Source organism: Flavobacterium psychraerolatum (genome assembly GCF_025960985.1).
Lineage (GTDB): Bacteria > Bacteroidota > Bacteroidia > Flavobacteriales > Flavobacteriaceae > Flavobacterium.
This window is the reverse complement of record NZ_JAOQMX010000025.1, coordinates 1-26,463: the sequence shown is the minus strand read 5'-3', so window position 1 is coordinate 26,463 and position 26,463 is coordinate 1. Positions and strand designations below refer to the sequence as shown.

Sequence of the window (26,463 nt, the reverse complement as noted above, 5' to 3'; positions counted from 1 at the left end):
AAGAAATATAATAAAAGCCTACAATTCTCCCAATACTACCTCCATCATTTAACCCCTTAAATCATGAAAAAAAGCCTACAAAATTGTATTAAATCTACATTTATTACACTCGCAATTTCTTTAATCGCAACCCTTTGGATTATAAGTTTATTTGAAATCACAATAAAACTACTCTCAGGTATGACGGTTTCCAATGTTATCATGGCAATTGGTTATAGATTGCTTACAGATCTTGGATCCGTACTGCTTATTGCAATCCTACTTTATCCATTGTATTTTATATTCGGATATTTTGAGAAAACTATCGCTCAGATGGCAATCCATGTCATTTTTTCACTGTTAGTTATTGTACAGTTTGCGATGGCGAAATATAATTTGTCTACATTAGTTAATTTTAGCGTTGATCTTTTTGGTTTTTCGTTTAAGGATATGTTTAGCAATGTAAATGTTATAGATTCACCATCAATATTCTATTTTATACCATTTATGTTTTTTCCTATTTTCTTTTTACTTATTGAAAAATTCCTCTTCAAATTAAGTATAAAATAATAGTAACAACTGATTTTTTTCGAATATTAAAACTACCATTAAAATCAAATAAGTAATAATGCAATAAAAACTATCTCACATAATCATTGGTGCTATAATTTTCAATTATTACTTGAATGGACTCTGTTAATAGTAACTACTTATATCACTTTTTCATACTTAATACACCTCTTTATAAGTATACTCAAGAATTCCTGAATATATATTAGTGATAGAGGTGTTTTGGTCTAAAAACACTAATGCTCTTAAGTTTGAGTAACTCCAATTGATCATTTGGTCAATTTATAAGCACTATTTTTAGCATACTTACAGGCTATATACTCACGGAATTATAGTCTATGAGTTTTTTAACTTTTTTTGAATTTGTTTTAATAATCAATTTCGAGCTAGAAAATTGTTTTGAATATAACTATGTACCGTTTTGGGAATAATAAACCCAAATAGGAACAGAATAATAATTATTATTTGGGCGTGTCCTTTCGTAAAAACTACAGGTCGGGCTATACATTGCAAGTCCTCAACAAGTTCCGCTATCGCTACACTTGTTTGTGGGCTTTTCATTTCTATCCCTCACGCAAACTGGTATAGTGTCTCTTTTTTATTTAAGAGAATTTCTATTTCAAAATGGTTTTCAACTCCAATTTTGATTACAGTTTGTAACTTTATATAGCTATTGTTTTAATATGACTTAGTATGTTACAATTAGCTTTACACCAATTTTTATATTAAAAGTGTAACATCTTCATAAATCTTTAAGGTGTTTTCTTTCTTTTTAAAATGCTTAGAGTACGATTTTCCCCTTTAGAATTAACCTAGCTCTACGAACTAGTTATTTTAGTGTATCTTTGCACAAAATATACGTTTTATGAGCACTTTTGAGCAATTTAATCTTCCAAAATCAGTACAAAAAGCAATTGATGATTTGGGATTTGTAACTCCAACTCCTATTCAGGAAAAGTCATTTTCAGTAATCATGTCCGGTCGTGATATGATGGGAATTGCACAAACAGGAACGGGTAAAACCTTTGCTTATTTATTGCCGTTGTTAAAACTGTATAAATTCAACGTTACTCATACACCAAAACTAGTAATACTTGTTCCAACTCGTGAGCTAGTAGTACAAGTAGTTGATGAAATTGAAAAATTAACCAAATACATGTCTGTTCGTACCATCGGAATTTTTGGTGGTGTGAATATTAACACACAAAAAACAAATGTGTACATGGGAACTGATATTCTGGTAGGAACACCTGGTAGAACCATGGATTTAGCACTAGATAATGTCATTCGTTTTGAAGAAACACAAAAATTAGTGATTGATGAATTTGACGAAATGTTGAATTTGGGTTTCAGAACTCAATTAACAGCTTTACTAGCTATGATGCCTGTAAAACGTCAAAATATTTTATTCTCTGCCACCATGACAGATGAAGTTGATGCTGTTTTGAATGACTTCTTTGACTATCCAGAGGAAGTTACACTTTCAGCTTCAGGAACACCACTAGAGAATATTAAACAGATTACCTATAATGTTCCTAACTTCAATACCAAGATCAATTTACTTAAACATTTATTGGCTACTAATGAAGATATGAGTAGAGTTTTGGTATTTGTGAACAATAAGAAAATTTCTGATATGGTTTTCGAACGTATCGAAGAAGATTTTGAAGGAGAATTTGGAGTAATTCACTCAAATAAATCACAAAATTACCGTTTGACCACCATGGCAGAATTCCAAGCAGGAAATCTACGTGGATTGATTACAACTGATATTATGGCCAGAGGTTTGGACATCTCAAACATCACCCATGTAATTAACTTCGAAATGCCAGAAGCAGGTGAGTTGTATATGCACCGTATAGGGCGTACTGGTCGTGCAGATAAAACTGGTACTGCAATAAGTTTTGTTACTCCAAGAGAGGAAGAATCCAAAGTAGAAGTAGAGGTTTTGATGAATATGGAACTTGATATTGAAGACTTTCCTGAAGAGGTAGAGATTTCAATGAAATTAATCGAACCAGAAAAGGACCGCCAAGTAATTAAGTTTGTTCGCAAGAAAAAACCAGATGGTGAAGGAGCTTTTCATGACAAAGCAAAGAAAAACACCAAAGTAAATTTAGGTGGCCCTTCAAAAACAAAAAAGAAAACACATGGTTCTGTAAATCGTAACATGTTGAAAATTAGAGCAGCAAAGAAAAAGAAGAAGTAGTTTTTTGGAGTTTTTATCACTAATTAATAATTCTTAAATAAAAAACCATTAAGAAATTAGTAGCATTAAGTCAAATGCAATTAATTTTTTAATGGTTTTTTTATAAAACTGAATCTATAACAAATTGATTATCTAAAAAAGGGCTATAATAATATTTGTTCCAATTTGTATAATGTAACCCAAATAATAATGAATAAAATTGTTATTTCAACAAAAAACTCCAAGACTACTTTTAAACAGTCCAAAAAATGCATGATTAGGAACTGTTATAGTAATTTCTATTTCAGAGATATATTGAAAAAAAAAGATGTTTGAAAATACTGCTACTGTATTTTATTCTTACAGATTAACCAAGTACAAATCGTAAAAGTTAAGTAGTATTAGTTCGTTTTTTTACTAATTTGTACTGTTTACATTTAATCTCCTATTCTTTCTTAGTAACAAATTTTTTCCAAAACCATTGTACGCTACTTACCACAAAAAATGCGATAATACCGATTGCTAACCCTAGTGTAAACTCGCTCACAAGGGCAGGAAAAGACTCCAAAAAATGATGGAAATACGGAATATTATGTTTGAATATTCCACCAGAGACAAGCAATAGAGCGATTGTTCCAATAAATGCTAATGATTTTATAACCAATGGAAGCGCTTTGATCAATATATTTCCGATTGATTGAATGAGGGTATTCGATTTTTTACTTAAAAAAATACCAAAATCATCCATTCTTACAATCAAAGCGACGATACCATACACACCTACAGTAGCAAGTACAGCGATAAAAGTGACTACCATAATTTGAGTAGCAATCGTTTTTTCAAGAACAGTTCCCAAGGCAATAATGACAATTTCGATAGAAAGAATAAAATCTGTGATAACTGCTGATTTTATTTTATCTTTTTCCATAGCCAAAATAGCTTCCTCAGTTAAATTTTCGGTTTTAACAGTAGTATCAGCTTGATGATGAGGAACAAAGTATTCATATATTTTTTCGGCGCCTTCATAGGCCAAATAAACAGCCCCCAAAGAGAGAATAACCGTGATAGAAGTTGGTAGGAAGTAACTCAAAATAAAAGCAAATGGTAAAATAATAGCCTTATTTAAAAGCGAACCTTTGGTAATTGCCCATAAAACAGGAATTTCTCGTGAAGAAACAAAACCAGAAGCTTTCTCCGCATTTACTGCTAAATCATCGCCCAAAATTCCAGCGGTTTTTTTTGTAGCAATTTTACTCATTAGTACTACGTCATCCATAAGTGCCGCAATATCATCCAATAATAAAAAAATCCCTGATGCCATACGTTATTTATTATATCTGTTACTTCTTATTAATCTTAATTTGAATTCAAATTTAGTACAACAAAAGGATTAATGAAACATATTTTAAATTTTACTTTGTGTAAAGTTTTTTTAACTAATAAAATAGGTTAAGTTTTTAAGTTTTTTGCTTTTTTTAGAAAAATAAAAATGTGTGTATAGAAAGATAGTTTTTATAAAATAGTATATTTATAAAATTGAATGCAATGCTATTATTCTTTTGTTGAATGACAACTGATATAAATGGCACTTAATTAACCTGATATGAAAAAAGGAAAAGATAATACAGCCGATACCAAAAAAGTAGTCTATCACGTTTTTACACGACTTTTTGGAAATACTAATACGACCAACAAACCTTGGGGAACAATTGAAGAAAATGGAGTAGGGAAATTCAATGATTTTACACCAAAAGCATTACGTGAAATAAAAAAATTGGGTGTTACACATATTTGGTACACAGGAGTACCCCATCATGCATTGATAAACGATTATACCAATATCGGAATTTCAAATGACCATCCCTCTGTAGTAAAGGGGAGAGCAGGTTCACCGTATGCTGTTAAGGATTATTATAATGTAAACCCTGATTTAGCAGTTAATCCCGAAAACCGATTACAAGAATTTGAAGATTTGATCGCTCGTACTCATAAAGCTGGTATGAAAGTGATTATTGATATTGTTCCCAATCATGTAGCACGAAAATATGAAGGCAAAACAAATCCAAAAGGAGTAAATGATTTTGGAGCAAAAGATGATACTTCAGTCGAATACCACAAGGATAACAACTTTTATTACATCCCGAATTCTCAATTTGAGATACCCGATATAGTACCTCCATTGGGAGGAGAAAAGAATCCTTTATTAGAGCAACCCTTTGTTGAGATTCCTGCCAAATGGACAGGAAATGGTTCTAGAATGGCTCGTCCTGATAAAAATGATTGGTATGAAACGGCTAAAATAAATTATGGTGTACGTCCGGATGGAGAAGTCGATTTTCCGTATTTGCCTTGGGGTTATGATACCGAATCGTATGAAAAGCATTTTGAATTTTGGCAAGATAAAGTTGTTCCCAATTCATGGCATAAGTTTAGAGATATCGCCTTGTATTGGACTAATAAGGGAGTAGATGGTTTTCGTTATGATATGGCAGAGTTGGTTCCATTTGAATTTTGGAGTTTTATGAATTCTTCTATAAAAATGAAAAATCCAGATGCTTTTTTATTGGCGGAAGTCTATAATCCCAATTCGTATTACAATTATATCAAAATGGGAAAAATGGATTATTTGTATGATAAAGTAGGAACTTATGATAAGTTAAAAGACATTATTCAAGGGCGTTCTTGGCCAGATGAGCTAACACAAATTCAGTACGATATGTGGAATGTAAGGCATCATATGTTGAAGTTTCTGGATAATCATGATGAACAACGTGTTGCAAGTCCAGAATTTGCAGGATCAGGAGAGAAAGGGAAACCAATGATGGTTGTTTCGGCAACAATTAGCGCTGCTCCAGTAATGATTTATTTCGGACAGGAAGTAGGGGAACCAGCAAATGAAAATGGTGGTTTTGGAACGCATTCTCGTACTTCGATTTTTGATTATGTAGGAGTGCCCTCGCACCAACGCTGGATCAATAACGGTAAATTTGATGGAGGACAACTTACGGTTGCAGAAGCTTCATTAAGAAATTTCTATAAACGATTACTCAATTTTACACTTGAAAGTTCTGCCTTGATGGGAGAGTTTCAAGAAATTCAATTTGCAAACAGATATCATACAGATGGTTATGATACGGGTATTTACAGTTACACACGTTGGTCTGATACTCAAAAATTAATTGTAGTGAGTAATTTTTCAAATGAGGTAACAAGCTCGTTTACGTTAAAAGTTCCACAACTCGTAATCGAAAAATGGGGACTACATGATGAAAATTATAAAGTGATTGATCAATTGTATAAAAAGGTGAAATTAAATTTCACAGTTGTAAATGGAGAAGGATTTGTAAATATAAAATTAGAGCCACTTGAATCTTATATTTTGGAACTACAATAAAAGCAAAAACTTTTAACAAAAAACGGATAGCTCAAGCTACCCGTTTTTTGTTATTAATAATATTTTCTACGCCTACTTGAGAGGTATGCTTCATTTATTTTTTTCCAGTTTAACACATTATAAAAAGATTCAATGTAAGTTCTTCTTCTGTACTGGTAACCCAAATAGTAAGCGTGTTCCCAAAGATCCAATGCAATAATTGGGGTTCCTTTTACAGCTGCATTGCGCATCAATGGATTATCTTGATTTTGACTACTAGTAATTAGTAATTTTCCAGATTTATCAGCGACTAACCATACCCAAGAAGATCCAAATTGCTTACTTGCTTCTGCCGAGAAAGCAGCTTTAAAATTACTGAAAGATCCAAAATCTCTATTTATAACAGAGGCTATTGTATCAGTTGGAGCACCTCCAGAATTTGGTGCCATTGATTTCCAGTATAAACCATGATTATAATAGCCGCCAGCATTATTTCGTAATTCGGTATTATTTAGATCTAATTTACCCAAAACCTCTTCGATGGTAAGGTTTTCAAGTCCTGTTCCTACCACTGCTTTGTTGAAGTTGTTGGTATAAGTAAGGTAATGTTTGGAATAATGTGTTTCTAATGTAAGCGGAGATACGGTAGGAGCTAGAGCATCATATGCATAAGGTAATTTGTCCATTAAGAAGGAACCTTCTTCAGCAGAGACATCCTCGGGCATACCAATAGTTATTTTTTCTTGTGCAGTTGGTAATGGTACTTCGACTACTTCAGTATATTTTTTTTTGTTGCAGGAAAGCAATAAAAGTAGAAAAGCAGTACTTACTATAAAAAATTTATTCATTTTCATCAGAATGGTTATTTTTTAAGAGTGAGTTGATAATTTTGATATAGCCTAACTTAGCATCATCTGCTGAAATATGGCTTATTTGCATCCAAGCATTAGTTTTGAAAGCATCTCTTAGATGAAAAGTATTATTCACTTGACTTGGGTCTAAGGTGCCAAAAGTAGCTTGTTTATAATAAGCATATAAACGCAGTTGAACATCTTGAGGTAAAGAAGATTGAGTCATTTCTAAAGCTACCAATAGTGCTTCTTGAAATTGAGTTTCCAGATCTTTTGTACTCATTGTTATTTTTTTGCAATAATGGTTGTACCACCAATAGCTTTTTGGTTCAAAACTACATTGATAGGAGTACCAATAGGTAAAAAGATATCTACTCTTGATCCAAATTTTATAAATCCTGCATCTGTTCCTTGAACCACTTGAGTTCCCTCTTTTGCATAATTGACAATTCGTCGTGCCAATGCACCAGCAATTTGACGGTACAAGACAGCTCCAAATGTATTGTTTTCAACTACAATAGTTGTTCTTTCATTTTCTTCACTAGCTTTTGGATGCCAAGCAACCAAAAACTTACCAGGATGGTATTTACTGAATTTTATTAGTCCGCTCATTGGGTAACGTGTTACGTGTACGTTGATGGGTGACATGAAAATAGAAACTTGTAGACGTTTGTCTTTGAAGAATTCTCCTTCGTATACTTCTTCAATAACCACAACTTTACCATCTACAGGAGCTAAAATATGATTTTCATTGATTAAAGCAATTCTTTTGGGGTTTCTGAAAAATTGCAAGATGATTATTAAAATCAAAAATGCACTAATCTGAATTAATTTTTGTACCCATATAATAGCCACAAAGTAATCTGAAATCAATAATGCAGCAACAGTAAAAATAATTCCTAATAAAATAGTCTTGGCTCCTTCTTTATGAAACATAATTTAAAATTTGATAAAATAAAAATACAATTGGTGCTACAAATATAACACTATCTAGACGATCTAGCACGCCCCCATGTCCTGGCATTATTTTTCCGCTGTCTTTTACTTCAGCAATTCGTTTGAATTTGGATTCGATTAAATCTCCGATCGTTCCAAAAACACCTACAATTAAAGCTATTATAAGCCAAATAAATATTTTTGCTTCTGCAATCTGAATGTAATATATAGCAATAATGTAACTGGCAATTACTGCGAAAAAAACACCTCCCAAAAATCCTTCAATAGTTTTTTTTGGGGATATACGTTCAAAAAGTTTATGTTTCCCAATTGATTTCCCTACAATGTAAGCAAAAGAATCATTAGTCCAAATAAGTATAAAAATACTTATAAGTATTTTTGGATTATAACCCGCGATTCCAAATGGGATTTTAGTAAGAATGATGAATGGTAAAATAACATAACCAATTAGGTAAACGTATTTTGAGAAAGCATCAATTTTAATAGTTTTAGTTTCAAATAGCAAGTGAATACATTTGACAGAAACAAAAAGAGTTATAAATAAGACTGATAAATCAAAAGTATTGTTGAATTTTAATAAAAGTAATGGTCCTTCAGTTGCAAATGTAATTGCATAAAAAAAGCCATAGGTTAAGGTAGCAATGACTAGAGGAATGATTTTATTAATGCGTACCAGTGTACAAAATTCATGAGTTGCTACTATAAGAAAAGCACCAAAAAGTATAAAAAAACTTTCGGTAGAATATAGGAGGCACGTTATCAATAAAATAACGTATACAGCACCTGATATAGATCTCTTAAGGGTTTCATTCATATTAAAGATCTTCTAGAAGCAATAAATAAAGATTCTTCGCAGAACTTCCATACTGAGTAAAATCTTCTTCTTTTGCTTTTTCAAAATATTTTATAGCAGTAATGTTGGTGGGATAGTCGCCCTCATATTTCTTTTTGATTGCACTTAGTCCATCTGTTTTAAAACCAAGGATTTGACTCGTTTTAGCCAATATAACAATATTAGTTGGTAATTCGTATGGTTTGTGTTGTTTGATTTGCTTTGAAGAAAATAATACAGAACCTTCCTCTGCAATCAAATTTTCACAAGTTGAAAATAGAAATTTAGGATCAGAGATCTTATTGAAGACAAGTTTATTGTCCTCAAGAATATCAAATAGGGATGTTTCGTAGCATAACACTTCGCTCTCATACCAATCGTTTTCTTGAAGTATGTTTTCAAACTGTTCTTTGACCTCACTTGAGTTTTCACAGTATAAAAATTTCCCTCCGTTTTTTTTGAAATTATTGATAAATTGTTCGTCTATCGATATATTTTTTTCTGGTAAAGATGTTTTGCTTTCTTTATTATTGTCTTCTTCCGAAGCGGCACTACTAGAACCAAAAAGTTTGCTGAAAATGCTCATATGTTGAATAGGGACTTTATTTGTTATCTCAAAAACGTTCAAAGATAAAAAAATCTTAATTCAAAAATGATTTTTTGAATTAAGATTTTAAAATAAAAATGTTAGTAACTTTTATTAGTTTTTAATGAATGCCTTGTAAAAGTGTACAAGGAAGTCAATTATAAAAATTACTAATATAAATAGAATTATATATTGTGTGGTACTGAGACCTTTTAATCGTTTTTTTCTTCTGCTATCGATGATGTTGAAATACCATGTTCCGAAAATACAGAAAACTAAAGCGTCAAATCCCATGTGAAATTATTTACGAAACTACTGGGTCAAGGTTCTTGTCAAAAGTTCTTTTTCCGAAAATTGTTTCCAAATCATCTTTGAAAATTACTTCTTTCTCAATCAAGATATCGGCCAGTTGGTTTAATTTATCTTTATTTTCTTCTAATATAGAAATTGCTCTTTGGTATTGACTTTCGATTAGAATAGATATTTCGCTATCAATGATTCTAGCAGTATCTTCAGAATATGGTTTTGAAAAACTATATTCTCCTTGTCCTGTTGAGTCATAATAAGTAACATTACCTATTTTGTCGTTCAATCCATAAACAGTAACCATGGCGCGAGCTTGTTTCGTTACTTTTTCTAAGTCACTTAACGCTCCGGTAGAGATGCGATTGAAAATTACTTTTTCTGCTGCTCTACCACCCATTGTAGCACACATTTCATCTAGCATTTGATCTGGGCGTACAATCTGGCGTTCTTCAGGTAAATACCAAGCTGCTCCCAAACTTTGACCTCTAGGGACAATTGTTACTTTAATAAGTGGTGCAGCATGCTCTAGCATCCAACTTACTGTTGCGTGTCCTGCTTCGTGAATAGCAATGGCTTTCTTTTCTTCAGGAGTTACAATTTTGTTTTTCTTTTCTAGACCACCTACAATACGATCGACTGCATCTAGGAAATCCTGTTTGTCTACAGCTGTTTTATTGTAACGTGCAGCGATTAAAGCTGCTTCATTACATACATTGGCAATATCTGCTCCAGAGAAACCAGGTGTTTGTTTTGCTAAAAAGTCTAAATCAAGACCTTCTACTTTTTTCAAAGGTGCTAAATGTACTTTGAAAATTTCAGCACGTTCACGTATATCTGGTAAATCAACAAAAATTTGTCTGTCAAAACGTCCGGCACGCATTAAGGCTTTGTCAAGGACGTCAGCTCTATTTGTTGCGGCCAATACAATTACATTCGAATCGCTTCCAAAACCATCCATTTCAGTTAATAATTGGTTCAGTGTATTCTCACGTTCGTCATTTCCACCTGACATATTGTTTTTTCCTCTCGCTCTACCAACAGCATCAATTTCATCAATAAAAATGATAGAAGGAGATTTTTCTTTCGCTTGTTTGAAAAGGTCTCGCACTCGTGAAGCACCTACACCTACAAACATTTCTACAAAATCGGAACCTGATAATGAGAAAAACGGTACTTGAGCTTCACCTGCAACAGCTTTGGCTAATAATGTTTTACCTGTTCCCGGAGAACCAACCAATAAGGCTCCTTTTGGTATTTTTCCACCTAAGTCTGTGTATTTACTAGGGTTTTTCAAGAATTCTACAATTTCTTGTATTTCTTCTTTTGCACCTTCTAGTCCAGCAACATCTTTAAATGTGGTTTTTACATCTGTTTTTTCATCAAAAAGTTTTGCTTTAGATTTTCCGATATTGAAGATTTGACCTCCGCCACCGCCACCGCCACCAGACATTTTGCGCATGATGAATAACCATACTCCAATGATAATGATGATAGGTAACAAACTAATAATGATATCAGACCAATTGCTTTTTGCTAGGAAATTGAAATCTTTCAATTTTCCATCTGCAACCGCTTTTTCTAGTTTAGTTTGAAAAATTTGATCATTACCAATTTCAAAAGTGTATTGAGGTCCCTTTGTGTTTGGTCTGTCAAATAAGTCTTTTGAAACTTTTTTATGTTCAGGAAGTTTCAAAGCATCTGCTTTTAAGAAAACTTCAGCTTCCGATTTGTTATAAACAATTACTTTTTCAATTTGTCCTTTTTCTAAAAATACATTAAATTTAGAAGAAGTCAATTGTGCAGGCTCTTGCATGTTAGAACCTCCAGTTACGAAACTAATAAATAGAAAAATAAGCAATATGGCAGTATAAACTAACCAAGGACTTATTTTAAATTTATTTGGATTTGGATTATTACTTTTTGCCATTATATTGTGTAGTCTTTAGTAGTTGTTTTCTATTGTGGTAATTTTTGCATCACCCCATAAGCTTTCAATATTGTAGTATTCTCTGATGTGTTTCTGGAAAACATGCACCACGATATTAACGTAATCCATCAATACCCATTCGGCATTATCAGTTCCTTCGATATGCCATGGCTTATCTTTTAATTCTTTAGAAACTGTTTTTTGGATGGAATTTACAATGGCGTTTACCTGAGTGTTTGAATTTCCGTTGCAGATAATGAAATAATCACAAACTGAAGTGTCAATATCTCTTAAATCAAGAATGTTAATATCATTTCCTTTTACTTCTTCTATTCCTTTAATGATGTTTGCCAAAAGGGCATCATTATTTACTGTTTTTTTCGCCATGAACTATTTTGTATGTATAAGTTTGTAAAGTTATCATTTTTTGTGATTATTTTTGAACCTTAACATAATATTAAGTTCGCATTTTCAAAAAAATAACTGAATGAAACTAATCAAACTCAATGCCATAGATTCTACTAATGTCTTTTTAAAAGAATTAGCAGTCAAAGAAGATTTAGATAATTACACAGTAGTTACTGCTCAAATTCAAACTAATGGAAAAGGACAAATGGGGGCAGTATGGCATACAGAAGCAGGTAAGAACCTTATAATGAGTGTTTTTGTTAAGAAAAGCGTTAGAGACGTCGAAAGTATTTTTAACTTAAATGTCGCTGTGGCAGTCTCGATTGTACAAGCATTAGAAACATTTGGTATTCCAAATTTAAATATAAAGTGGCCAAACGACATTATGTCATGCAATTTTAAAATAGGTGGCATTTTGATCGAAAACAATCTCAAAGTCAATAACACTATCAATTCTGTTATAGGTCTTGGGTTAAATGTCAATCAAATTGATTTTGGAGAAATGCCTAAAGCCTCTTCATTAAAATTAATTTCTAAAATAGACTTTGATCGTGATGCAATTTTGATCGCTATTGTTTCCTATTTGGAAATAAATATAGCTTTAGTACAAAATGATTCAAAAGTAATTTGGGAAAAATATTTAGATTTACTTTTCAAAAAAGGAATTCCAATGGCTTTTAAGAATACAAAAACCAATCAGAATTTTATGGGAATTATACAAACGGTCAGTACACATGGTCACTTGGAGGTGTTATTAGAGGACGACTCTTTGCAATATTTTGAATTAAAAGAAATTCAGATGCTGTATTAGTATATGGGTATTGTCTTCTACTCACGATAACCAATCAAGTTATAATTAGTAGGTATAGATAAATGAAATAATATACAAAAAAATCCCTTTTGAACTTTAATTTCAAAAGGGATTTTTTTATATAAGGTTCAGAACGCTTACAATTTGTTTGTATTGGTTGCCAATGTTTCAATCAACTTGCTAATTGGTCCTTTGACCATCATTGCCATCATTGCATTAAACTCACCTTCAAAATCAAATTTGATACTGCTTGAAGAGTCAGAAAGGCTATTTATGTTGGCAATTAAGGTGAATGGTAGTTTGTCACTTGCTGCGCCTAGAATTACTTTATTTGGTACGATTTTTTCTTTTATTCTCAATTTGATTTCAGGCATGCCTTTTAAACCAAAAATAAAGGAATCTTCACCTGTTACTTCAAATTTAGCAATGTTATCAGGCATTAACTTTTCAAAGTTTTGTACATCAGACAAAGAATCAAAAAGATCTTGTGCAGATTTTTGAACAGTAATGGTATGGCTTTCTAAATTCATTTGGTATTATTTATCGTTTCCATTATTCCAAGTAGAAGGAGTTATACTCCATTCTCTTAATGTTTGTTCTTCTTTTTCTGTAACGTATTTTTTGGCTACTGCAAGGTTCAATAAATTTTGGTAGTTACTCAAAGTGTACAAATCGATTTTAGCTGATTTAAAGTTTGCATCAGCAACATCAAAACCATAAGTAAAGATTGCTGCCATTCCTTTTATATTTGCGCCAGCAGCTCTAAGAGCTTCTACTGCCATCAAACTACTATTTCCTGTACTGATTAGATCTTCAACAACCACAACGTTTTGTCCTTTTTGTAAAAAGCCTTCAACTTGGTTTTGACGACCATGTTTCTTAGGCTCTGGTCGAACGTACACAAAAGGTAGTCCCATGCTTTCTGCAACGAGAATTCCAATACCAATGGCACCGGTTGCTACTCCTGCAATTACATCTGGCTTCCCAAATTGTTTTTCAATGTTTTTAGAAAATTCATCTCTTACATAATTTCTTATGGGTGGAAAAGAGAGAATTAATCGGTTATCGCAATAAATAGGCGATTTCCATCCCGAAGCCCATGTAAAAGGATTTCCTGGATTCAATTTAATTGCATTTATTTGTAAAAGCAATTCGGCTGTTTTTTCGGCTGTTTCTTTATTAAAAATCATAGTACAAATGTATAAAGTTTTTGTGAACGACAAACCACTTTTTTTGACAAATAAAATATCAAAAGAAACCGATTTTCAATTATTTCTTCTTGAAAGTATTGATATCGAGCAACTTATTGTAAAAATATTTCAAAATAAAATTCAGAAAGCCTATCTCTATCATCCAGATGAGGGTGAGATTTTGAAAACTTTGAAGACAAAAATCCCTGTAAACAAGGCTGGAGGAGGCTTGGTGTACAATAAAAAGGGAGAAGTACTCTTTATTTTTAGGAACGGAAAGTGGGATTTACCCAAAGGAGGGACAGAAAAAGGTGAAGATATTGAAGAAACGGCTATGCGTGAAGTCGAGGAAGAGACAGGTGTAAACCTATTACGTGTAACTAAAAAGCTTCAAAAAACGTATCATGTTTTTAAACGTAACGGCGTTTATAAGTTAAAGATTACACACTGGTTTGAAATGCAATCTGATTTTGTAGGTATTCCGGTGGGTCAATTAGACGAAGGAATCGAAAAAGTAGCTTGGTTTGGTCCAAATGAGATACCAGATGTATTGAAAAATTCCTACGAGAATATTAAATTACTATTTGAAGAAGAAAAAATATAAAAAAAAAGTGGTCAGTTTTTGATCACTTTTTTTTAGTTTTTATTTTTTTTTATATAAGTATAAGTTTACAATAATGTTTTTTTTTGTTTTTAAATAATATTTTAAACTGTATTTTTTGGTAGCATTGGAATTAAAATTATTTCTAAAAACTGTAAATAGATCGTCTTTACTCTATCTTAAAAAATTGGTTTTTGCTAAAAAAAAATACAAGTTGGATATGATTTTTAATAACAATGATATTTGACTAAATAATGAAAAAAAAATTTCTTATATTTTACAAGTGTAATAGCCAGTTAAGATTTTAAATAGATTTAAGGTCTTCTTAAGAAATGTATTTAGCTTTATTTTTAGCATTTTCTTCTTTCTAGCTCTATTTGCTTAATATTTTAAACATTAAATAAAATTGATATTAGTTTCAATTGCTTTTTTATTAGGATTAAATTATTCTATTATAGTGGTTTTAGGAATAGAAAAATAAAAAGTACTACCAATACCAAATTCACTTTTAATCCAGATTTTTCCTTTATGATATTCGATAAAGTCTTTGCATAGTATGAGTCCTAGACCAGTACCTAGCTCGTTATTTGTTCCTTGAGTAGAGTAGGAAGTATCTATGTTAAAAAGCTTTTGAAGTTTGCTATGGTCAATACCAATGCCGTTATCATTGATAGAAATGATGTGATCCCTTTCTGTTTCAGTTGCTGTAATCAGGATGTTTCCCTGGATGGGTGTAAATTTAATAGCATTCGAAATAATATTTCGTAAAATTGTACCAATCATTGCTTGATCTGCCAATATGATAAGTTCTGTAGGCATGTTTAGTTTAATATCAATAGATTTCTGTTCTGAAGAGGTTTTTAATAATTGATGTGTTTTTTTTATCAGTAGAACTATGTCCATATACTCTGGCATAAACTTCATCGATCCTGTTTGTGATCGTGCCCACTCCATCAAATTGGATAATAAATCCATGGCATGATGAGACGAGTTGTTGATGATTTCTGCATATTCTTGGATTCCATCATAATTGTTTATTTTTACTTCCTCCTTTAGTATTTCGCTAAAACCTATAATTCCATTAAAAGGGCTTCGTAAATCATGCGCAATAATTGAAAAAAACGTGTCTTTGGTAGCATTTATTTCTCTCAAAGTAGTTTCACTATTTCTAAGATTATGTTCTGTTTTTTTTATTTGTGTTATATCATGTATAACCGAAAGTATGCACTTTTCATTGTTGATAGAAATAATTTCAGCCGTAATTAAGCCTGAAAAACTTTGTCCTGATTTTTTTCGAAAGACATATTCTTTTTCGAAAACAATCCCTTTTTCTTTTAAAGTTTTTTGAAAAATGAGACGCTCTTCTTCGTGTTGCCATAAATTAAGGTCAGCTATTTTATAGCCAATTAAATCAGCTGGGTTATAACCACAAATTGAGGTTATGCCGTTGTTTGCTTCAAAAATCTCACCATCTTTTAATTTAGATAATAGGATTATAAAAGGTGTAGCATGAAAAGCTTTTGAAAACTTTTCTTCTTGTGCATTAACATCTATAATAAGGCGTGTGTTATACATCAAGGTAATGCTATAGGCTAGGAATATAATAACGATTTCCCATGTTAATAGAAATAGAGATTCAGTCGAATTCGATGAAAAAAAATCTGTATTCGATTGGTGGCTTTGTTTAATATAAAAGACACGAATTAGCTGTATAAAAAATACGGCTAGAAATACGTAACCCACTTGTCGTGTAATCTTTCGCATTGTGATTGGAGTCCGCTTAAGCATAAGGTAGACAATTTGTATGCTAAACAGAGAATAAATGACAGCGAGGTTCATATTTCTGGCTTGTAAATCAGGTTTTACAAAAGTAAAATAGGAATGTATAAATAGAAAAATAGCGATTAGAATGTAATTTTGGATATGAGGTCCTCTTTTCTTGACAAATTTTTCAAATGCAATTAGCATTATAAAGAATGATAACATAATCAATAAATTGGCAAGTAGGATTGAGATCCAATCAGGAATAACATGACGCAAAAAGATTAAAATATTCCCTATTGCACTCATGAAAAAACTAACTAAAATTAAAAAGGTTCCTGGAAATCTCTTTTTAATTTGAATGTATAGTGAACTAATTAATATTGCATTAATAATATTAATAATAACGACACTTAAGTAAATGGTGCGAATATCTATTGGAAACATTGAGCTATTTCGTTTGGGGAAATTATGATATTATAATTTCAAATTTTTGTAATAGGCTTTTTAACGTTCTAATCTATTAAAATTAAGATAATGTTTTAAGATAATGAAGTTATAACATGAACTTTTATTTCATCTTTTTTAGGATTATCTGTATTTTATATTTTTATTGAAACAATTAAAATAAGTTTAATAGGTTTGGGTCATAAACAAATATAAAGTATTAGTTGTAAAAAGGACTGTGTTTTATAATAAAACAACTACTTTTTTCTGTTTTTTTAACAATTTTAGTTAATTATTATTGTTAGAAAAAAGGAATGAATTGCAATTTGTCAAATAGGATAGATTTTACTTACTATTAATAAATGAATTTTTTCTAATTAAAGTTTTTGTTTAGCATCAATTTTTTTGGAGAGGATATTTACTTTGATTGTTAAATGACAAAACCCCAGCAAGGCTGGGGTTTTGTTATAGATTATTATTATTATTCAATTAAAAGAATCCCATTGGTTTCTTATCATATGAGATTAACATGTTTTTTACAACACGATAATGGTCCAAAGCCATTTTATGATTTTCACGACCAAATCCAGATTCTTTAACACCACCAAAAGGGGCATGTGCTGGATAGGTATGGTATTGATTTACCCAAACTCTACCTGCTTGAATGGCGCGTGGAACTTGAAATAATTCGTGTGCATCACGAGACCATACTCCTGCACCTAGTCCGTAAGGTGTATCATTGGCAATTGAAATTGCTTCTTCGGTAGTACTAAAGGTGGTTAATGCTACAACCGGTCCAAAAATCTCTTCTTGAAAAATACGCATATTATTTTTTCCTTTTAAAACAGTGGGTTGTATGTAGTACCCTTCAGAAAGTTCTCCTTCATAATTACCTGCTTCTCCACCAGCTAAAACAGTTGCGCCTTCTTCTTTTCCTATATTTATGTAATTAAGGATTTTATCATATTGAGGTTTTGAGACTTGAGAACCAATCATTGTTTCTGGATCGAGTGGATTTCCTGTTTTAATAGCTTTTAAACGAACTTGCATTCTTTCGATAAAAAGATCAGCAATGTCTTCATGAACTAAAATTCGTGTAGGAGCAGTACAAATTTCCCCTTGATTTAATGCAAACATCAATGCCCCTTCAATAGCTTTGCTAAAAAAATCATCATCATGACTCGCTACAGATGGGAAGAAAATATTTGGTGATTTTCCTCCTAATTCCATTGTCACTGGAATAAGATTTTCGGCTGCATTATGTGATACCTTACGACCAGTTTCGGTTGATCCTGTGAATGATAATTTAGCGATACGATTAGAAGTTGCCAAAGCTTGTCCAGCTTCTGCACCAAAACCAGTTACGATGTTTAGTACACCTGGAGGTAATATATCTCCAATTAACTCCATCAACATAATAACACTTGTAGGAGTTTGTTCGGCTGGTTTTACAACGGCTGTACATCCAGCTGCCAAAGCTGGAGCTATTTTCCAAGCTAACATTAACATAGGGAAATTCCAAGGAATGATTTCACCTACAACTCCAATAGGTTCATGTAGAACGATACTTACGGTGTTTTTATCATGTTCTGAAATAGTTCCTTCATCTGCACGGATTACACCTGCAAAATAGCGAAAGTGATCAATACAATAAGGGATGTCTGCTGCACGAGATTCACGAATTGGTTTTCCATTATCGATTGTTTCTAGAGTAGCCAAGTATTCGAAGTTATCTTCCATTACTTGTGCTATTTTTAATAATGAATTACTACGTTCAGTTGCAGAAGAGGTACTCCAAGATGGGAACGCTTCATGTGCAGCGTCTAAAGCTAAATCTACATCTTCTTTTGTTGAACGTGCAGCTTGCGTAAATACTTTACCATCTACCGGTGATATATTATCGAAATACTCCCCTTTTACTGGAGCTACGAATTTTCCACCGATAAAATTCCCATATCTTTCTTTGAATACAGGTTTTGTTACATTTGCCATAATTATAATTTTTTAGAATAGTATTTGCCAATACAGGCATTTTTTCATTTGTATACAAAGGTAAAATGAAGGAGTATTTATCTATTTATTAATATGGTTCATTAACTTATGAAAACAGTTCAAGTTTATGTTTTCAGGTTTTGGTTTTTTATTTATCCTTGTTATTTGTTAGATAGTCAGTTTGTTACTGTTGGATTAGTCGGATATATCTTTTGGGTTAATTCCGAATTTGTTTTTAAAAGCTGTACTAAAGTTTGATAGATTATTGTAACCAACCTCAAAATAAATATCTGATGCCTTTAATGTACCACTTTCTAATAATTCTTTAGCCTTTTGTAATCTTTTGTCTTGGAACCACTTTCCTGGGGGCTCTTTATATTCTAAAATGAAATGACGTTTGAAAGTTGATAGACTCATGTTGCATAGAAAAGCAATTTCCTCCAATTTTAAGTTTGAGGATACATTACATTCTACTATTTTTTTGAAAGGCGAAATTTCTTTTGAAATTAAAGAATGTAAATAATTTTCGAAAGGGAGTCCATACTTATTAAGTAAATAAAGCATAATCTCTTCTAGCTTTAAAAGTAATAATGCTTCGCTAAAATGATGATTTATGAAAGTTTTTGAAGATAGTGAGTGGATAAAAGAGATGATGTAATCATCATTTTCTATTACAAAATAGGGCTCTTTTTCATTGAAAGGAATAGCATTATTGGTATACTTATTTAAAAATTGGGTAAGAGTCTTTTCAGAAAAGAAGAGTAGTTTACAGTAATATATTGATTCAGTATCTAATAATTCAGTCCAGAGCCAGTTTCCTTTTTTTAATAATAGGGATTGTTGACTGTTTACTGCTATGGCATTATTGGCAAAATGAACTTGTTTTCTACCTACTTGCAAGAAACTAAACATATTCATGCTTAGATTGACCTTACTTTTGACAACATCATTAATCATCTTAAAGTCATATACAAATACGTCAAGAGGTAATTCTTTTTGAAGTATATAAATTTCAGGTATGTTTTCAATTGGCATAAAAATATTTTTTGATTGTAGTAGACTACAAAAGATATGCAAGTTTATGTGTTTTTTTGGATTTTTAGAATACTCTTCTCTTAATTTTGTTTTTTTTGTGATTTGGTTACGTTTATAATTCGGCTGTCATAGGTAGAGTTAAGTACTAATATTGATTATTTTGAATCTATAATAATCGCTTGTTATTGATACATTAAGAAAAGAAACTTTTCAGACTTAACTTACTTTATTTCAATTAATTGAGAAACTAAATAACGAGATTGGTTAATGTGATTTTATTGTCATATTTAGCTTTGTTCTAGTATATTCATGATCGCGAAGTACAAGTTAATAGAGGTAGAAATTTAAAAGTTGTAGCGTGTAATTTTTGTATTATACTGTAATGTCTTATTATTTAAATAACAAAACAATATATTTGTTTCAAAAAATAAGGGATCATCATCTTAATTAAAATGATGTTAATAAGGATTGATTATATTTATATAAATAGACATTGTGATTTTTTTTTAGTATTATTTTAAATAATATTGTTTTTTTTTTAACTTTTTAGGTCTTTATTTTGTAATTTACAGTAAATAAAAAATTCAGAATGTTTGGATTAAAATGGAAAGATTTAATTGGTCAGCAGGAATATTTTTCTCTTGAGAGAAGAGTATTTCATGCAGTATGTTTAATAACCTCATTAATAATTTTAATCTCATTACCTTCCAATTTTTTAATAAATCTTGATGTTTTTGCGTGTGTACTTTTAGTATTACTAGTTTTTTTGCTTGTTTTATATTACTACTCACGTTATCAACGTCAGTCGAGACTTTCTGTCGGGATTTATATTGGTTTTATGTACTTCGTACTCTTTTTTGGGTATCTCTACAATTGCGGTATTGATGGTCCGATGACACTTATTTTCGGAATGACTTTTTTGATACAAGCAGTAATTGTCAAAGAGAGACACTTGCTATTTTACTTAGGTATTCATTTATCGATAGGTATTTTATTGCTTTACCTTGAGTATGAATTTCCAGAAATAATAGCAGTTAAATATGAGAGAAGATCTTATCGTTTTATTGATATAGCTTTAACTCTAGGATTTTTATTGCTAAGTATTTATTTGACGATTCGTTATCTCAAAAAGAATTATAAGGAAAAGCAACAGTTGTCCAATAAAAAAAATGAGGAACTTTTAAAAGCAAATGCTACTAAAGATAAGTTGTTCTCTATTATTTCTCATGATCTAAGAACCCCTTTTAATGCTTTAATTGGTTTAAGCCAAATGCTGAAAGAGAATGGAGACGAACTTGATGCAGCTGAAAAAGTAGAGTTTGTTGATGCCATTTATGAAACATCAAAGAAAACATACTCGCTTCTAGAAAATCTACTTGAATGGTCACTTGCACAAACGAATCAAATACAGTTTTTGCCAGAAAACATCAATTTGAGTGAATTGGTAAATCATTCATTATTGACCTCACTTGAAGCCGCTAGAAGTAAAGGAATCGAAATAAAAATGAATATTTCAGAGGATCTAACAATCATTGTTGATCGAAATATGATGGAAACAGTTTTTCGTAATTTAGTTTCGAATGCGATTAAATTCACAGACTCAAAAGGATTAATTGTAATTTCGGCTCATGAGGATTATAGAGGTATTACTATTTTAATTACTGATAATGGTATAGGGATGAGCAAAGCTACTTTGCAAAGTTTGTTTGAACAAAAAGTAACAGATAGTTCTGATGCTGTAAAAGGAAGAGGTATGGGGTTGGGGTTGATACTTTGTAAAGACTTTGTGCAAAGACAAGGTGGGGAAATATGGGCAGAAAGTGAGAATGGAAAAGGGAGTAAGTTTTTTGTTCTTATAAAAAAGTGATTTTGTAGTAATTTATTTTTTTATATTATTATTTATGTCGAAATTAATTTCTTCCACGCTTAATGGTTTTCTGTAATACTGGATACCACTTTTTGAGTCGAGTAATACTGGTATTTTGGGTATTACTTTATAGCCTGTTAATAAAAAAAAATATCAGATTAGTATATTTTAGATTTGTAATATTTATAAATTCTATACTATTCATTTTAGGCATTGATAAATCAGTTGATACTGTTTTGGGTCATGGTTTTTGTAGTAATTTTAAATATTAAAAAATTATCAAGACTTCAGTATATTCGGTTTTTTGGATATCTGAGTTTTTATTTCGATAATTTTTCTAGTTTTCTGTCTTCTGAGTGTTGTTAGTAAGAACAAGACTTTAGTTTATTCTTGTTTTTTTTGCTAGATATTTACCATCATATTGTTATTGTAATACTCAGATTAGCTACATTTTCTAATAAAAGTATTGTTTGTTCTACTCAAATATAAATAGAAAAGTATTGGAATAATAGTAGAAGATATTCGAGATTGATCTGTTACGTTTTTTTCGTTATTTTATTGGATAACAAGAAATAGTAGTTAGTAAGTATGGATCTTATGTTTTTTTAATATTTTTCTGTAGTAATATTAAACGGCGTTTTTTCTTTTTTTACTTTGGTAATGTAATACCTTGTTTCTCCCCACCATGGGAATGTTCTGTAGCGTTCAATATATACGACTTTAATATACTTTCCTTCTAATTCTTTTAATTCGGTTATTACATTTATATCTGAGTCCATAACGGAAAAAGAAAAAATATTAGACCCAGAAAATCCCTGACTTACTTCTCCTTCCCAAGTTTTGAAAACGTAACCTTTACGACTGAATTTTATTAATTCTCCTGAGCGAACTCCTTCGCTGTAGGTCGCATTATAAAGAAATGTAAAGTAACCAACTACTGATAAGATAACGATAGAAATCGTTAGGTATATAAATTTTTCATTTTTATTTTTTAACGATTAATAAAGCTCTTTTTGTACCAACTATAAACTGTGTAAAATTTTTTATATTCTAAATAAATATTGCAGTATAGTAATTAAAAGTATTAAAAAAAGAGGGTTTCAAATCTATTGAAAGCCTCTTCTTTCAGCGTTTTATTTCTTTTTTTGAATCAAATTTTTGCTAATTCCTATGATAGAACTTTGAATAAATAGTACGTAGTAGAAAATTTTTAGAGTTGAATGGTAGCTCCCATTATTTTTAAAAATTCTCGAATAAATCTAGGGTGTCCAGGCCAAGCAGGTGACGTTACAAGGTTGCCATCTACATAGGCAGCATCTGCAGCTATGGATTGAAACTCTCCACCCGCCAAAGTTACTTCTGGACCTACAGCGGGATAAGCAGTTAATTTTCGACCTTTTACAACATCTGCTGCAGTTAAAATTTGGATACCATGGCATATTGCAGCTACAGGCTTATTCGTTAAGAAAAAGTATTTTACAATATCAAGGATTTTTTTGTTGAGCCTTAAATATTCTGGAGCTCTACCACCAGCAATTACTAAACCATCATAATCTTCTACTTTCACTTCATCAAAACTATAATTCAATACAAAATTATGTCCTGGTTTTTCAGAGTAGGTTTGGTCACCTTCAAAATCATGGATAGCCGTTTTAATAGTATCTCCCTTTTTTTTATTGGGACATACAGTATGAACTTCATAACCTACCATTTCAAGCATTTGAAATGGAACCATTGTTTCGTAATCTTCGGTATAATCTCCTGTTAAGAATAGTACTTTTTTCATTATATATTTCTTTAGCTTTTAACTGTTTTCCATTACTAATATTAATGTAAGTACTTTGAAAAACAGTTTTTTGTTACTATCAAATATAAGTAAATTATGATTGAAAAAGAAGCTATATTTTTATATTTAACACAAAATCAATATGTATAAAGAAGGTTTGGATTATACCATTTCTTAAATTTAAAATTTCTCTTTTATAGAAAAATACAACCTGTATTTGTTATTGTATTAAGGTATTGTCATAAATAGATAAATTGTTGCAATTAATAAAATGGTAGAGAATTCTTTTCTCTTTTCTTTATCATAATTACGGACAAAAATGTTCTTTTTTTGGTCTCAATAAGTTGATGTTGTTGTTTGGTAGTTGGAGTAATATTCGATTAACAAATTTATATTCTATATCTTTATCGATAATTATTAAATATAACTAAGTGGAAAATGAAATATATTCTATTTTTTCTTATTATAGTAAGTCCCTATTTATTTTCTCAAGATGGTACATCAATCGAGAAATTAGATAGTATTCGTTTTTATAGTAAACAGAGCGAAGATGCAACTCCGAAAAACAATTACAAAGAAGCTTTGTATTACACCCAAAAGGCTATTAATTTTAGTAAAAACAATGGTAGTGTAATTGATGAAGCGATACAAAATTATAAACTAGGTAGGATTTATTATGATGTAAAAAAATATGAGGATGCTATAAAATCTTTCAATACAAGCATCTCTCTATTTAGTAAACAAAAAAGATCTCCTATTTATGCTTCTGCCTATTATCATCTGGGTTTATGTTATATGAAGAAAAAGTATATTCCTAGAGCAAAAATTAGTTTTGATCAAGCCCAATCTTTATATGATAGTTTGAAAATTTCCAAGAATAATAATTTACTTAAATTTCAAAGAGGACTTATTTACAAGTTAGAAGGGAAATTTGACTTAGCTTCTACTATTTTTAATACGATCATAGTTAAAAGCGAAAATATTGATATTTTAGATACGACCAAGGCAGCATCACTATATCAAATAGGAACTATTGAAATGATCCAAGGCAGGAATAATCTGGCGTTAAGTTATTTTAATAAATCATTGATTTTAAATGATAAAAATAAAAATTTAGATCAAAAATCAAATATTTTACTCGCTTTAAGTAGGGTTTACGATAAAATGTTAGATGAAAAGAGTGCTTATAACTATTTGAAACAACACACTAATTTGAAAGAAAGTATTTCTATTTCTGATAATGAAAAACTGGGAGTTGATGATTATGAGAATTTTAAAGAAACGGAGCGTTTAAAGGTAGTTTCAAAATTAAATAAAGAAAAACAACAACAGGAAAAGACGGCAAAATTTATTAAACTTATTAATATTCTAGCAATTGCTTTAATCATAATCTTATCTTTATTATCCATTGTTTTATATAAAAATAATATTATAAGAACTCGATCCAATCTATTATTAGAAGAAAAAAATAAAGAACTGACCAAAGCTAAAGAAAAAGTTGAGAAAGCATCTAATGCCAGAAGTGATTTTCTATCAACCGTTAGCCATGAACTTCGTACGCCTTTAAATGCTATAAATGGAATTGCTTATTTATTATTACAAGAGAATCCCAAAAAATCACAACGTCAGTATTTAGAATCTTTGAAATTTTCTGGAGAATATTTAACGACTTTTATTAATGATATATTGGAGATCAATAAAATTGAATCTAACAAAATAGAGTTAGAAAATATTAGTTTTAACCTCAAAGAATTATTAAAAAATATTAAAAACTCGCTTATTGAAGTGGCAGTTGTTAATAATAACAAATTTACTATCGAATTAGACTCAAGAATTCCTGAAAAATTGATTGGTGACCCTACTAAATTATCACAAATATTTTTGAATTTAATCAATAATTCTTTAAAATTTACTGCAAATGGTCAAGTTGATGTAACAGCAAGGCTTATCGAATTAAAAGATCATAATGCAACTGTGTATTTTGAAGTTAAAGATACTGGAATAGGAATTAAAAAAGAAAAACTTGAAACGGTTTTTGATAGTTTCTCTCAAGGTTCTGTTGAAATAAATAGAAAATTTGGTGGAACGGGTCTAGGATTGACAATTGTTAAAAAATTGGTCAATCTCTTAGGTGGTAGGATAAAAGTCGAAAGTGTTATCAAGGAAGGTTCTACTTTTTTATTCCAATTACAATTTGGTGTAGATACAAATGAGTTGGTTGTAGAGAAAATAAAAAAATATGATGAAAGTGTTTTAAAAAATAAAAGAATATTGATTGTTGAAGATAATAAAATAAACCAATTGGTTTCTAGAAAAATCCTTGAAAGCAAGGGGGTCATCTGTGAAATAATTGATAATGGGGAGGATGCCATAGAAACGGTCAGAAATAGTAATTTTGACATGGTTTTGATGGATGTACATTTACCAGGGATAAATGGAACAATTGCAACAAAAGAAATTAGAACATTTGACTCGAAAACTCCTATTATTGCACTCACAGCAATCTCACTTAATGAAAACAAAGAGGATTTGTTATCTTTTGGAATGAATGATGTTATCACCAAACCATTTGTTCCGGATGAATTTTACGCTATAGTTACCAAATTTCTTTAAAATACCTATCCTTTATAGATGATACTTAATTTTTAATAAATATAAAGACATCCGTGTTAGTTTCACAACTTGACGGATGTTTATTTTATTGAGATTAATTAGACTAAAGTAATAAATATTTCAGGATAATAAACAGATGAAATTGAGCTGTATTTGAAACTTAATTTCGGTAATTTCAATAATACTGTAACTATTTCTCTTGATTTAAAAACGAGGTCATTTGAACGATGAAGCTGGCTTTCTAGAATTGCATTTTCATAAAGAGAGTAGATCGCATACTACAAATTAATACTTAGATTCAATTAATAAATACAACATTTGGAAGTTGCGGTTTTGATGATTTTTTTTAGAAAAGAGAAAAGAAAATTAATTCTTTTCCTCTT

22 protein-coding genes are annotated in these 26,463 nt (G+C 30.7%); 7 read left to right on the top strand and 15 right to left on the bottom strand.

Features of this window, described 5'->3' with window-relative positions; genetic code table 11:
* Positions 1–63 precede the first annotated feature (63 nt).
* Both M2326_RS10490 and M2326_RS10485 read left to right on the top strand, forming a co-directional pair.
* Positions 64–549 carry a hypothetical protein gene (locus M2326_RS10490; RefSeq protein WP_264619517.1) on the top strand — a complete coding sequence of 162 codons (486 nt, stop codon included), beginning with the start codon at positions 64–66 and terminating at the stop codon, positions 547–549.
* Between the two features lie 865 nt (positions 550–1,414).
* Positions 1,415–2,758: a DEAD/DEAH box helicase gene (locus M2326_RS10485; protein ID WP_264619516.1), complete on the top strand. Its 1,344-nt coding sequence runs from the start codon at positions 1,415–1,417 to the stop codon at positions 2,756–2,758.
* 424 nt (positions 2,759–3,182) lie between these two features.
* On the opposite strand, the gene M2326_RS10480 is transcribed toward M2326_RS10485, so the two are convergent.
* On the bottom strand, positions 3,183–4,058 hold the full coding sequence (locus M2326_RS10480; RefSeq protein WP_264619515.1) for a DUF808 domain-containing protein: 876 nt from the start codon (positions 4,056–4,058) through the stop codon (positions 3,183–3,185).
* A gap of 282 nt (positions 4,059–4,340) precedes the next feature.
* On the opposite strand from M2326_RS10480, the gene M2326_RS10475 reads away from it, so the two are divergent.
* Positions 4,341–6,131, top strand: coding sequence for an alpha-amylase family protein (locus M2326_RS10475; RefSeq protein WP_264619514.1), 1,791 nt, complete (start codon positions 4,341–4,343; stop codon positions 6,129–6,131).
* A 53-nt stretch (positions 6,132–6,184) separates the two neighbouring features.
* On the opposite strand, the gene M2326_RS10470 is transcribed toward M2326_RS10475, so the two are convergent.
* The 7 genes from M2326_RS10470 to rsfS all read right to left on the bottom strand — a co-directional run bounded on the left by M2326_RS10470 (position 6,185) and on the right by rsfS (position 11,956).
* Positions 6,185–6,964 carry a superoxide dismutase gene (locus tag M2326_RS10470; protein WP_319800839.1) on the bottom strand — a complete coding sequence of 260 codons (780 nt, stop codon included), beginning with the start codon at positions 6,962–6,964 and terminating at the stop codon, positions 6,185–6,187.
* Positions 6,951–7,244, bottom strand: coding sequence for an acyl-CoA-binding protein (locus M2326_RS10465; RefSeq protein ID WP_264619513.1), 294 nt, complete (start codon positions 7,242–7,244; stop codon positions 6,951–6,953). Before M2326_RS10465 ends, M2326_RS10470 begins: the two co-directional genes overlap by 14 nt.
* 2 nt (positions 7,245–7,246) lie before the next feature.
* Positions 7,247–7,897 (bottom strand): phosphatidylserine decarboxylase family protein, encoded by a 651-nt coding sequence (locus M2326_RS10460; RefSeq protein ID WP_264619512.1) that lies wholly within the window; start codon positions 7,895–7,897, stop codon positions 7,247–7,249.
* A complete protein-coding gene (locus M2326_RS10455) occupies positions 7,887–8,732 on the bottom strand; it encodes a phosphatidate cytidylyltransferase (RefSeq protein ID WP_264619511.1) in 846 nt (281 codons plus the stop codon). The genes M2326_RS10460 and M2326_RS10455 overlap by 11 nt, the downstream gene beginning before the upstream one ends.
* Position 8,733: 1 nt before the next feature.
* Positions 8,734–9,336: a lactate utilization protein gene (locus M2326_RS10450; protein WP_264619510.1), complete on the bottom strand. Its 603-nt coding sequence runs from the start codon at positions 9,334–9,336 to the stop codon at positions 8,734–8,736.
* A gap of 304 nt (positions 9,337–9,640) precedes the next feature.
* On the bottom strand, positions 9,641–11,569 hold the full coding sequence (gene ftsH, locus M2326_RS10445; RefSeq protein WP_264619509.1) for an ATP-dependent zinc metalloprotease FtsH: 1,929 nt from the start codon (positions 11,567–11,569) through the stop codon (positions 9,641–9,643).
* Between the two features lie 15 nt (positions 11,570–11,584).
* Positions 11,585–11,956 (bottom strand): ribosome silencing factor, encoded by a 372-nt coding sequence (rsfS, locus tag M2326_RS10440; RefSeq protein WP_264619508.1) that lies wholly within the window; start codon positions 11,954–11,956, stop codon positions 11,585–11,587.
* A gap of 100 nt (positions 11,957–12,056) precedes the next feature.
* On the opposite strand from rsfS, the gene M2326_RS10435 reads away from it, so the two are divergent.
* Positions 12,057–12,788 carry a biotin--[acetyl-CoA-carboxylase] ligase gene (locus M2326_RS10435; protein WP_264619507.1) on the top strand — a complete coding sequence of 244 codons (732 nt, stop codon included), beginning with the start codon at positions 12,057–12,059 and terminating at the stop codon, positions 12,786–12,788.
* Positions 12,789–12,925: 137 nt separating this feature from the next.
* Here the strand turns inward: M2326_RS10435 and M2326_RS10430 are convergent, their stop codons facing one another.
* Positions 12,926–13,318, bottom strand: coding sequence for an SRPBCC family protein (locus M2326_RS10430; protein WP_264619506.1), 393 nt, complete (start codon positions 13,316–13,318; stop codon positions 12,926–12,928).
* Positions 13,319–13,324: 6 nt separating this feature from the next.
* Positions 13,325–13,978: an orotate phosphoribosyltransferase gene (pyrE, locus tag M2326_RS10425; protein ID WP_264619505.1), complete on the bottom strand. Its 654-nt coding sequence runs from the start codon at positions 13,976–13,978 to the stop codon at positions 13,325–13,327.
* 7 nt (positions 13,979–13,985) lie between these two features.
* Here pyrE and M2326_RS10420 point away from each other — a divergent pair, with 7 nt between their 5' ends.
* Positions 13,986–14,582: an NUDIX hydrolase gene (locus M2326_RS10420; RefSeq protein ID WP_264619504.1), complete on the top strand. Its 597-nt coding sequence runs from the start codon at positions 13,986–13,988 to the stop codon at positions 14,580–14,582.
* A gap of 441 nt (positions 14,583–15,023) precedes the next feature.
* On the opposite strand, the gene M2326_RS10415 is transcribed toward M2326_RS10420, so the two are convergent.
* The 3 genes from M2326_RS10415 to M2326_RS10405 all read right to left on the bottom strand — a co-directional run bounded on the left by M2326_RS10415 (position 15,024) and on the right by M2326_RS10405 (position 19,814).
* Positions 15,024–16,787, bottom strand: coding sequence for a sensor histidine kinase (locus tag M2326_RS10415; RefSeq protein ID WP_264619503.1), 1,764 nt, complete (start codon positions 16,785–16,787; stop codon positions 15,024–15,026).
* 489 nt (positions 16,788–17,276) lie between these two features.
* Positions 17,277–18,779 (bottom strand): aldehyde dehydrogenase family protein, encoded by a 1,503-nt coding sequence (locus M2326_RS10410; protein ID WP_264619502.1) that lies wholly within the window; start codon positions 18,777–18,779, stop codon positions 17,277–17,279.
* Positions 18,780–18,974: 195 nt separating this feature from the next.
* Entirely contained in the window at positions 18,975–19,814 is an 840-nt protein-coding gene (locus tag M2326_RS10405) for a helix-turn-helix domain-containing protein (RefSeq protein ID WP_264619501.1), read from the bottom strand.
* A 589-nt stretch (positions 19,815–20,403) separates the two neighbouring features.
* On the opposite strand from M2326_RS10405, the gene M2326_RS10400 reads away from it, so the two are divergent.
* Positions 20,404–21,681 (top strand): sensor histidine kinase, encoded by a 1,278-nt coding sequence (locus M2326_RS10400; RefSeq protein WP_264619500.1) that lies wholly within the window; start codon positions 20,404–20,406, stop codon positions 21,679–21,681.
* Between the two features lie 605 nt (positions 21,682–22,286).
* Here the strand turns inward: M2326_RS10400 and M2326_RS17550 are convergent.
* Positions 22,287–22,460 (bottom strand): hypothetical protein, encoded by a 174-nt coding sequence (locus tag M2326_RS17550; RefSeq protein WP_319800838.1) that lies wholly within the window; start codon positions 22,458–22,460, stop codon positions 22,287–22,289.
* A 431-nt stretch (positions 22,461–22,891) separates the two neighbouring features.
* Positions 22,892–23,467 (bottom strand): DJ-1/PfpI family protein, encoded by a 576-nt coding sequence (locus M2326_RS10390; RefSeq protein WP_264619499.1) that lies wholly within the window; start codon positions 23,465–23,467, stop codon positions 22,892–22,894.
* A gap of 438 nt (positions 23,468–23,905) precedes the next feature.
* On the opposite strand from M2326_RS10390, the gene M2326_RS10385 reads away from it, so the two are divergent.
* Positions 23,906–26,080: a tetratricopeptide repeat-containing hybrid sensor histidine kinase/response regulator gene (locus tag M2326_RS10385; protein ID WP_264619498.1), complete on the top strand. Its 2,175-nt coding sequence runs from the start codon at positions 23,906–23,908 to the stop codon at positions 26,078–26,080.
* Positions 26,081–26,463 lie beyond the last annotated feature (383 nt).

Coding starts and splice junctions, on each gene's coding strand:
- M2326_RS10490 (WP_264619517.1), top strand. CDS start 64: ATGAAAAAAAGCCTACAAAATTGTATTAAATCTACATTTATTACACTC.
- M2326_RS10485 (WP_264619516.1), top strand. CDS start 1,415: ATGAGCACTTTTGAGCAATTTAATCTTCCAAAATCAGTACAAAAAGCA.
- M2326_RS10480 (WP_264619515.1), bottom strand. CDS start 4,058: ATGGCATCAGGGATTTTTTTATTATTGGATGATATTGCGGCACTTATG.
- M2326_RS10475 (WP_264619514.1), top strand. CDS start 4,341: ATGAAAAAAGGAAAAGATAATACAGCCGATACCAAAAAAGTAGTCTAT.
- M2326_RS10470 (WP_319800839.1), bottom strand. CDS start 6,964: ATGAAAATGAATAAATTTTTTATAGTAAGTACTGCTTTTCTACTTTTA.
- M2326_RS10465 (WP_264619513.1), bottom strand. CDS start 7,244: ATGAGTACAAAAGATCTGGAAACTCAATTTCAAGAAGCACTATTGGTA.
- M2326_RS10460 (WP_264619512.1), bottom strand. CDS start 7,897: ATGTTTCATAAAGAAGGAGCCAAGACTATTTTATTAGGAATTATTTTT.
- M2326_RS10455 (WP_264619511.1), bottom strand. CDS start 8,732: ATGAATGAAACCCTTAAGAGATCTATATCAGGTGCTGTATACGTTATT.
- M2326_RS10450 (WP_264619510.1), bottom strand. CDS start 9,336: ATGAGCATTTTCAGCAAACTTTTTGGTTCTAGTAGTGCCGCTTCGGAA.
- ftsH (WP_264619509.1), bottom strand. CDS start 11,569: ATGGCAAAAAGTAATAATCCAAATCCAAATAAATTTAAAATAAGTCCT.
- rsfS (WP_264619508.1), bottom strand. CDS start 11,956: ATGGCGAAAAAAACAGTAAATAATGATGCCCTTTTGGCAAACATCATT.
- M2326_RS10435 (WP_264619507.1), top strand. CDS start 12,057: ATGAAACTAATCAAACTCAATGCCATAGATTCTACTAATGTCTTTTTA.
- M2326_RS10430 (WP_264619506.1), bottom strand. CDS start 13,318: ATGAATTTAGAAAGCCATACCATTACTGTTCAAAAATCTGCACAAGAT.
- pyrE (WP_264619505.1), bottom strand. CDS start 13,978: ATGATTTTTAATAAAGAAACAGCCGAAAAAACAGCCGAATTGCTTTTA.
- M2326_RS10420 (WP_264619504.1), top strand. CDS start 13,986: ATGTATAAAGTTTTTGTGAACGACAAACCACTTTTTTTGACAAATAAA.
- M2326_RS10415 (WP_264619503.1), bottom strand. CDS start 16,787: ATGTTTCCAATAGATATTCGCACCATTTACTTAAGTGTCGTTATTATT.
- M2326_RS10410 (WP_264619502.1), bottom strand. CDS start 18,779: ATGGCAAATGTAACAAAACCTGTATTCAAAGAAAGATATGGGAATTTT.
- M2326_RS10405 (WP_264619501.1), bottom strand. CDS start 19,814: ATGCCAATTGAAAACATACCTGAAATTTATATACTTCAAAAAGAATTA.
- M2326_RS10400 (WP_264619500.1), top strand. CDS start 20,404: ATGTTTGGATTAAAATGGAAAGATTTAATTGGTCAGCAGGAATATTTT.
- M2326_RS17550 (WP_319800838.1), bottom strand. CDS start 22,460: ATGGACTCAGATATAAATGTAATAACCGAATTAAAAGAATTAGAAGGA.
- M2326_RS10390 (WP_264619499.1), bottom strand. CDS start 23,467: ATGAAAAAAGTACTATTCTTAACAGGAGATTATACCGAAGATTACGAA.
- M2326_RS10385 (WP_264619498.1), top strand. CDS start 23,906: ATGAAATATATTCTATTTTTTCTTATTATAGTAAGTCCCTATTTATTT.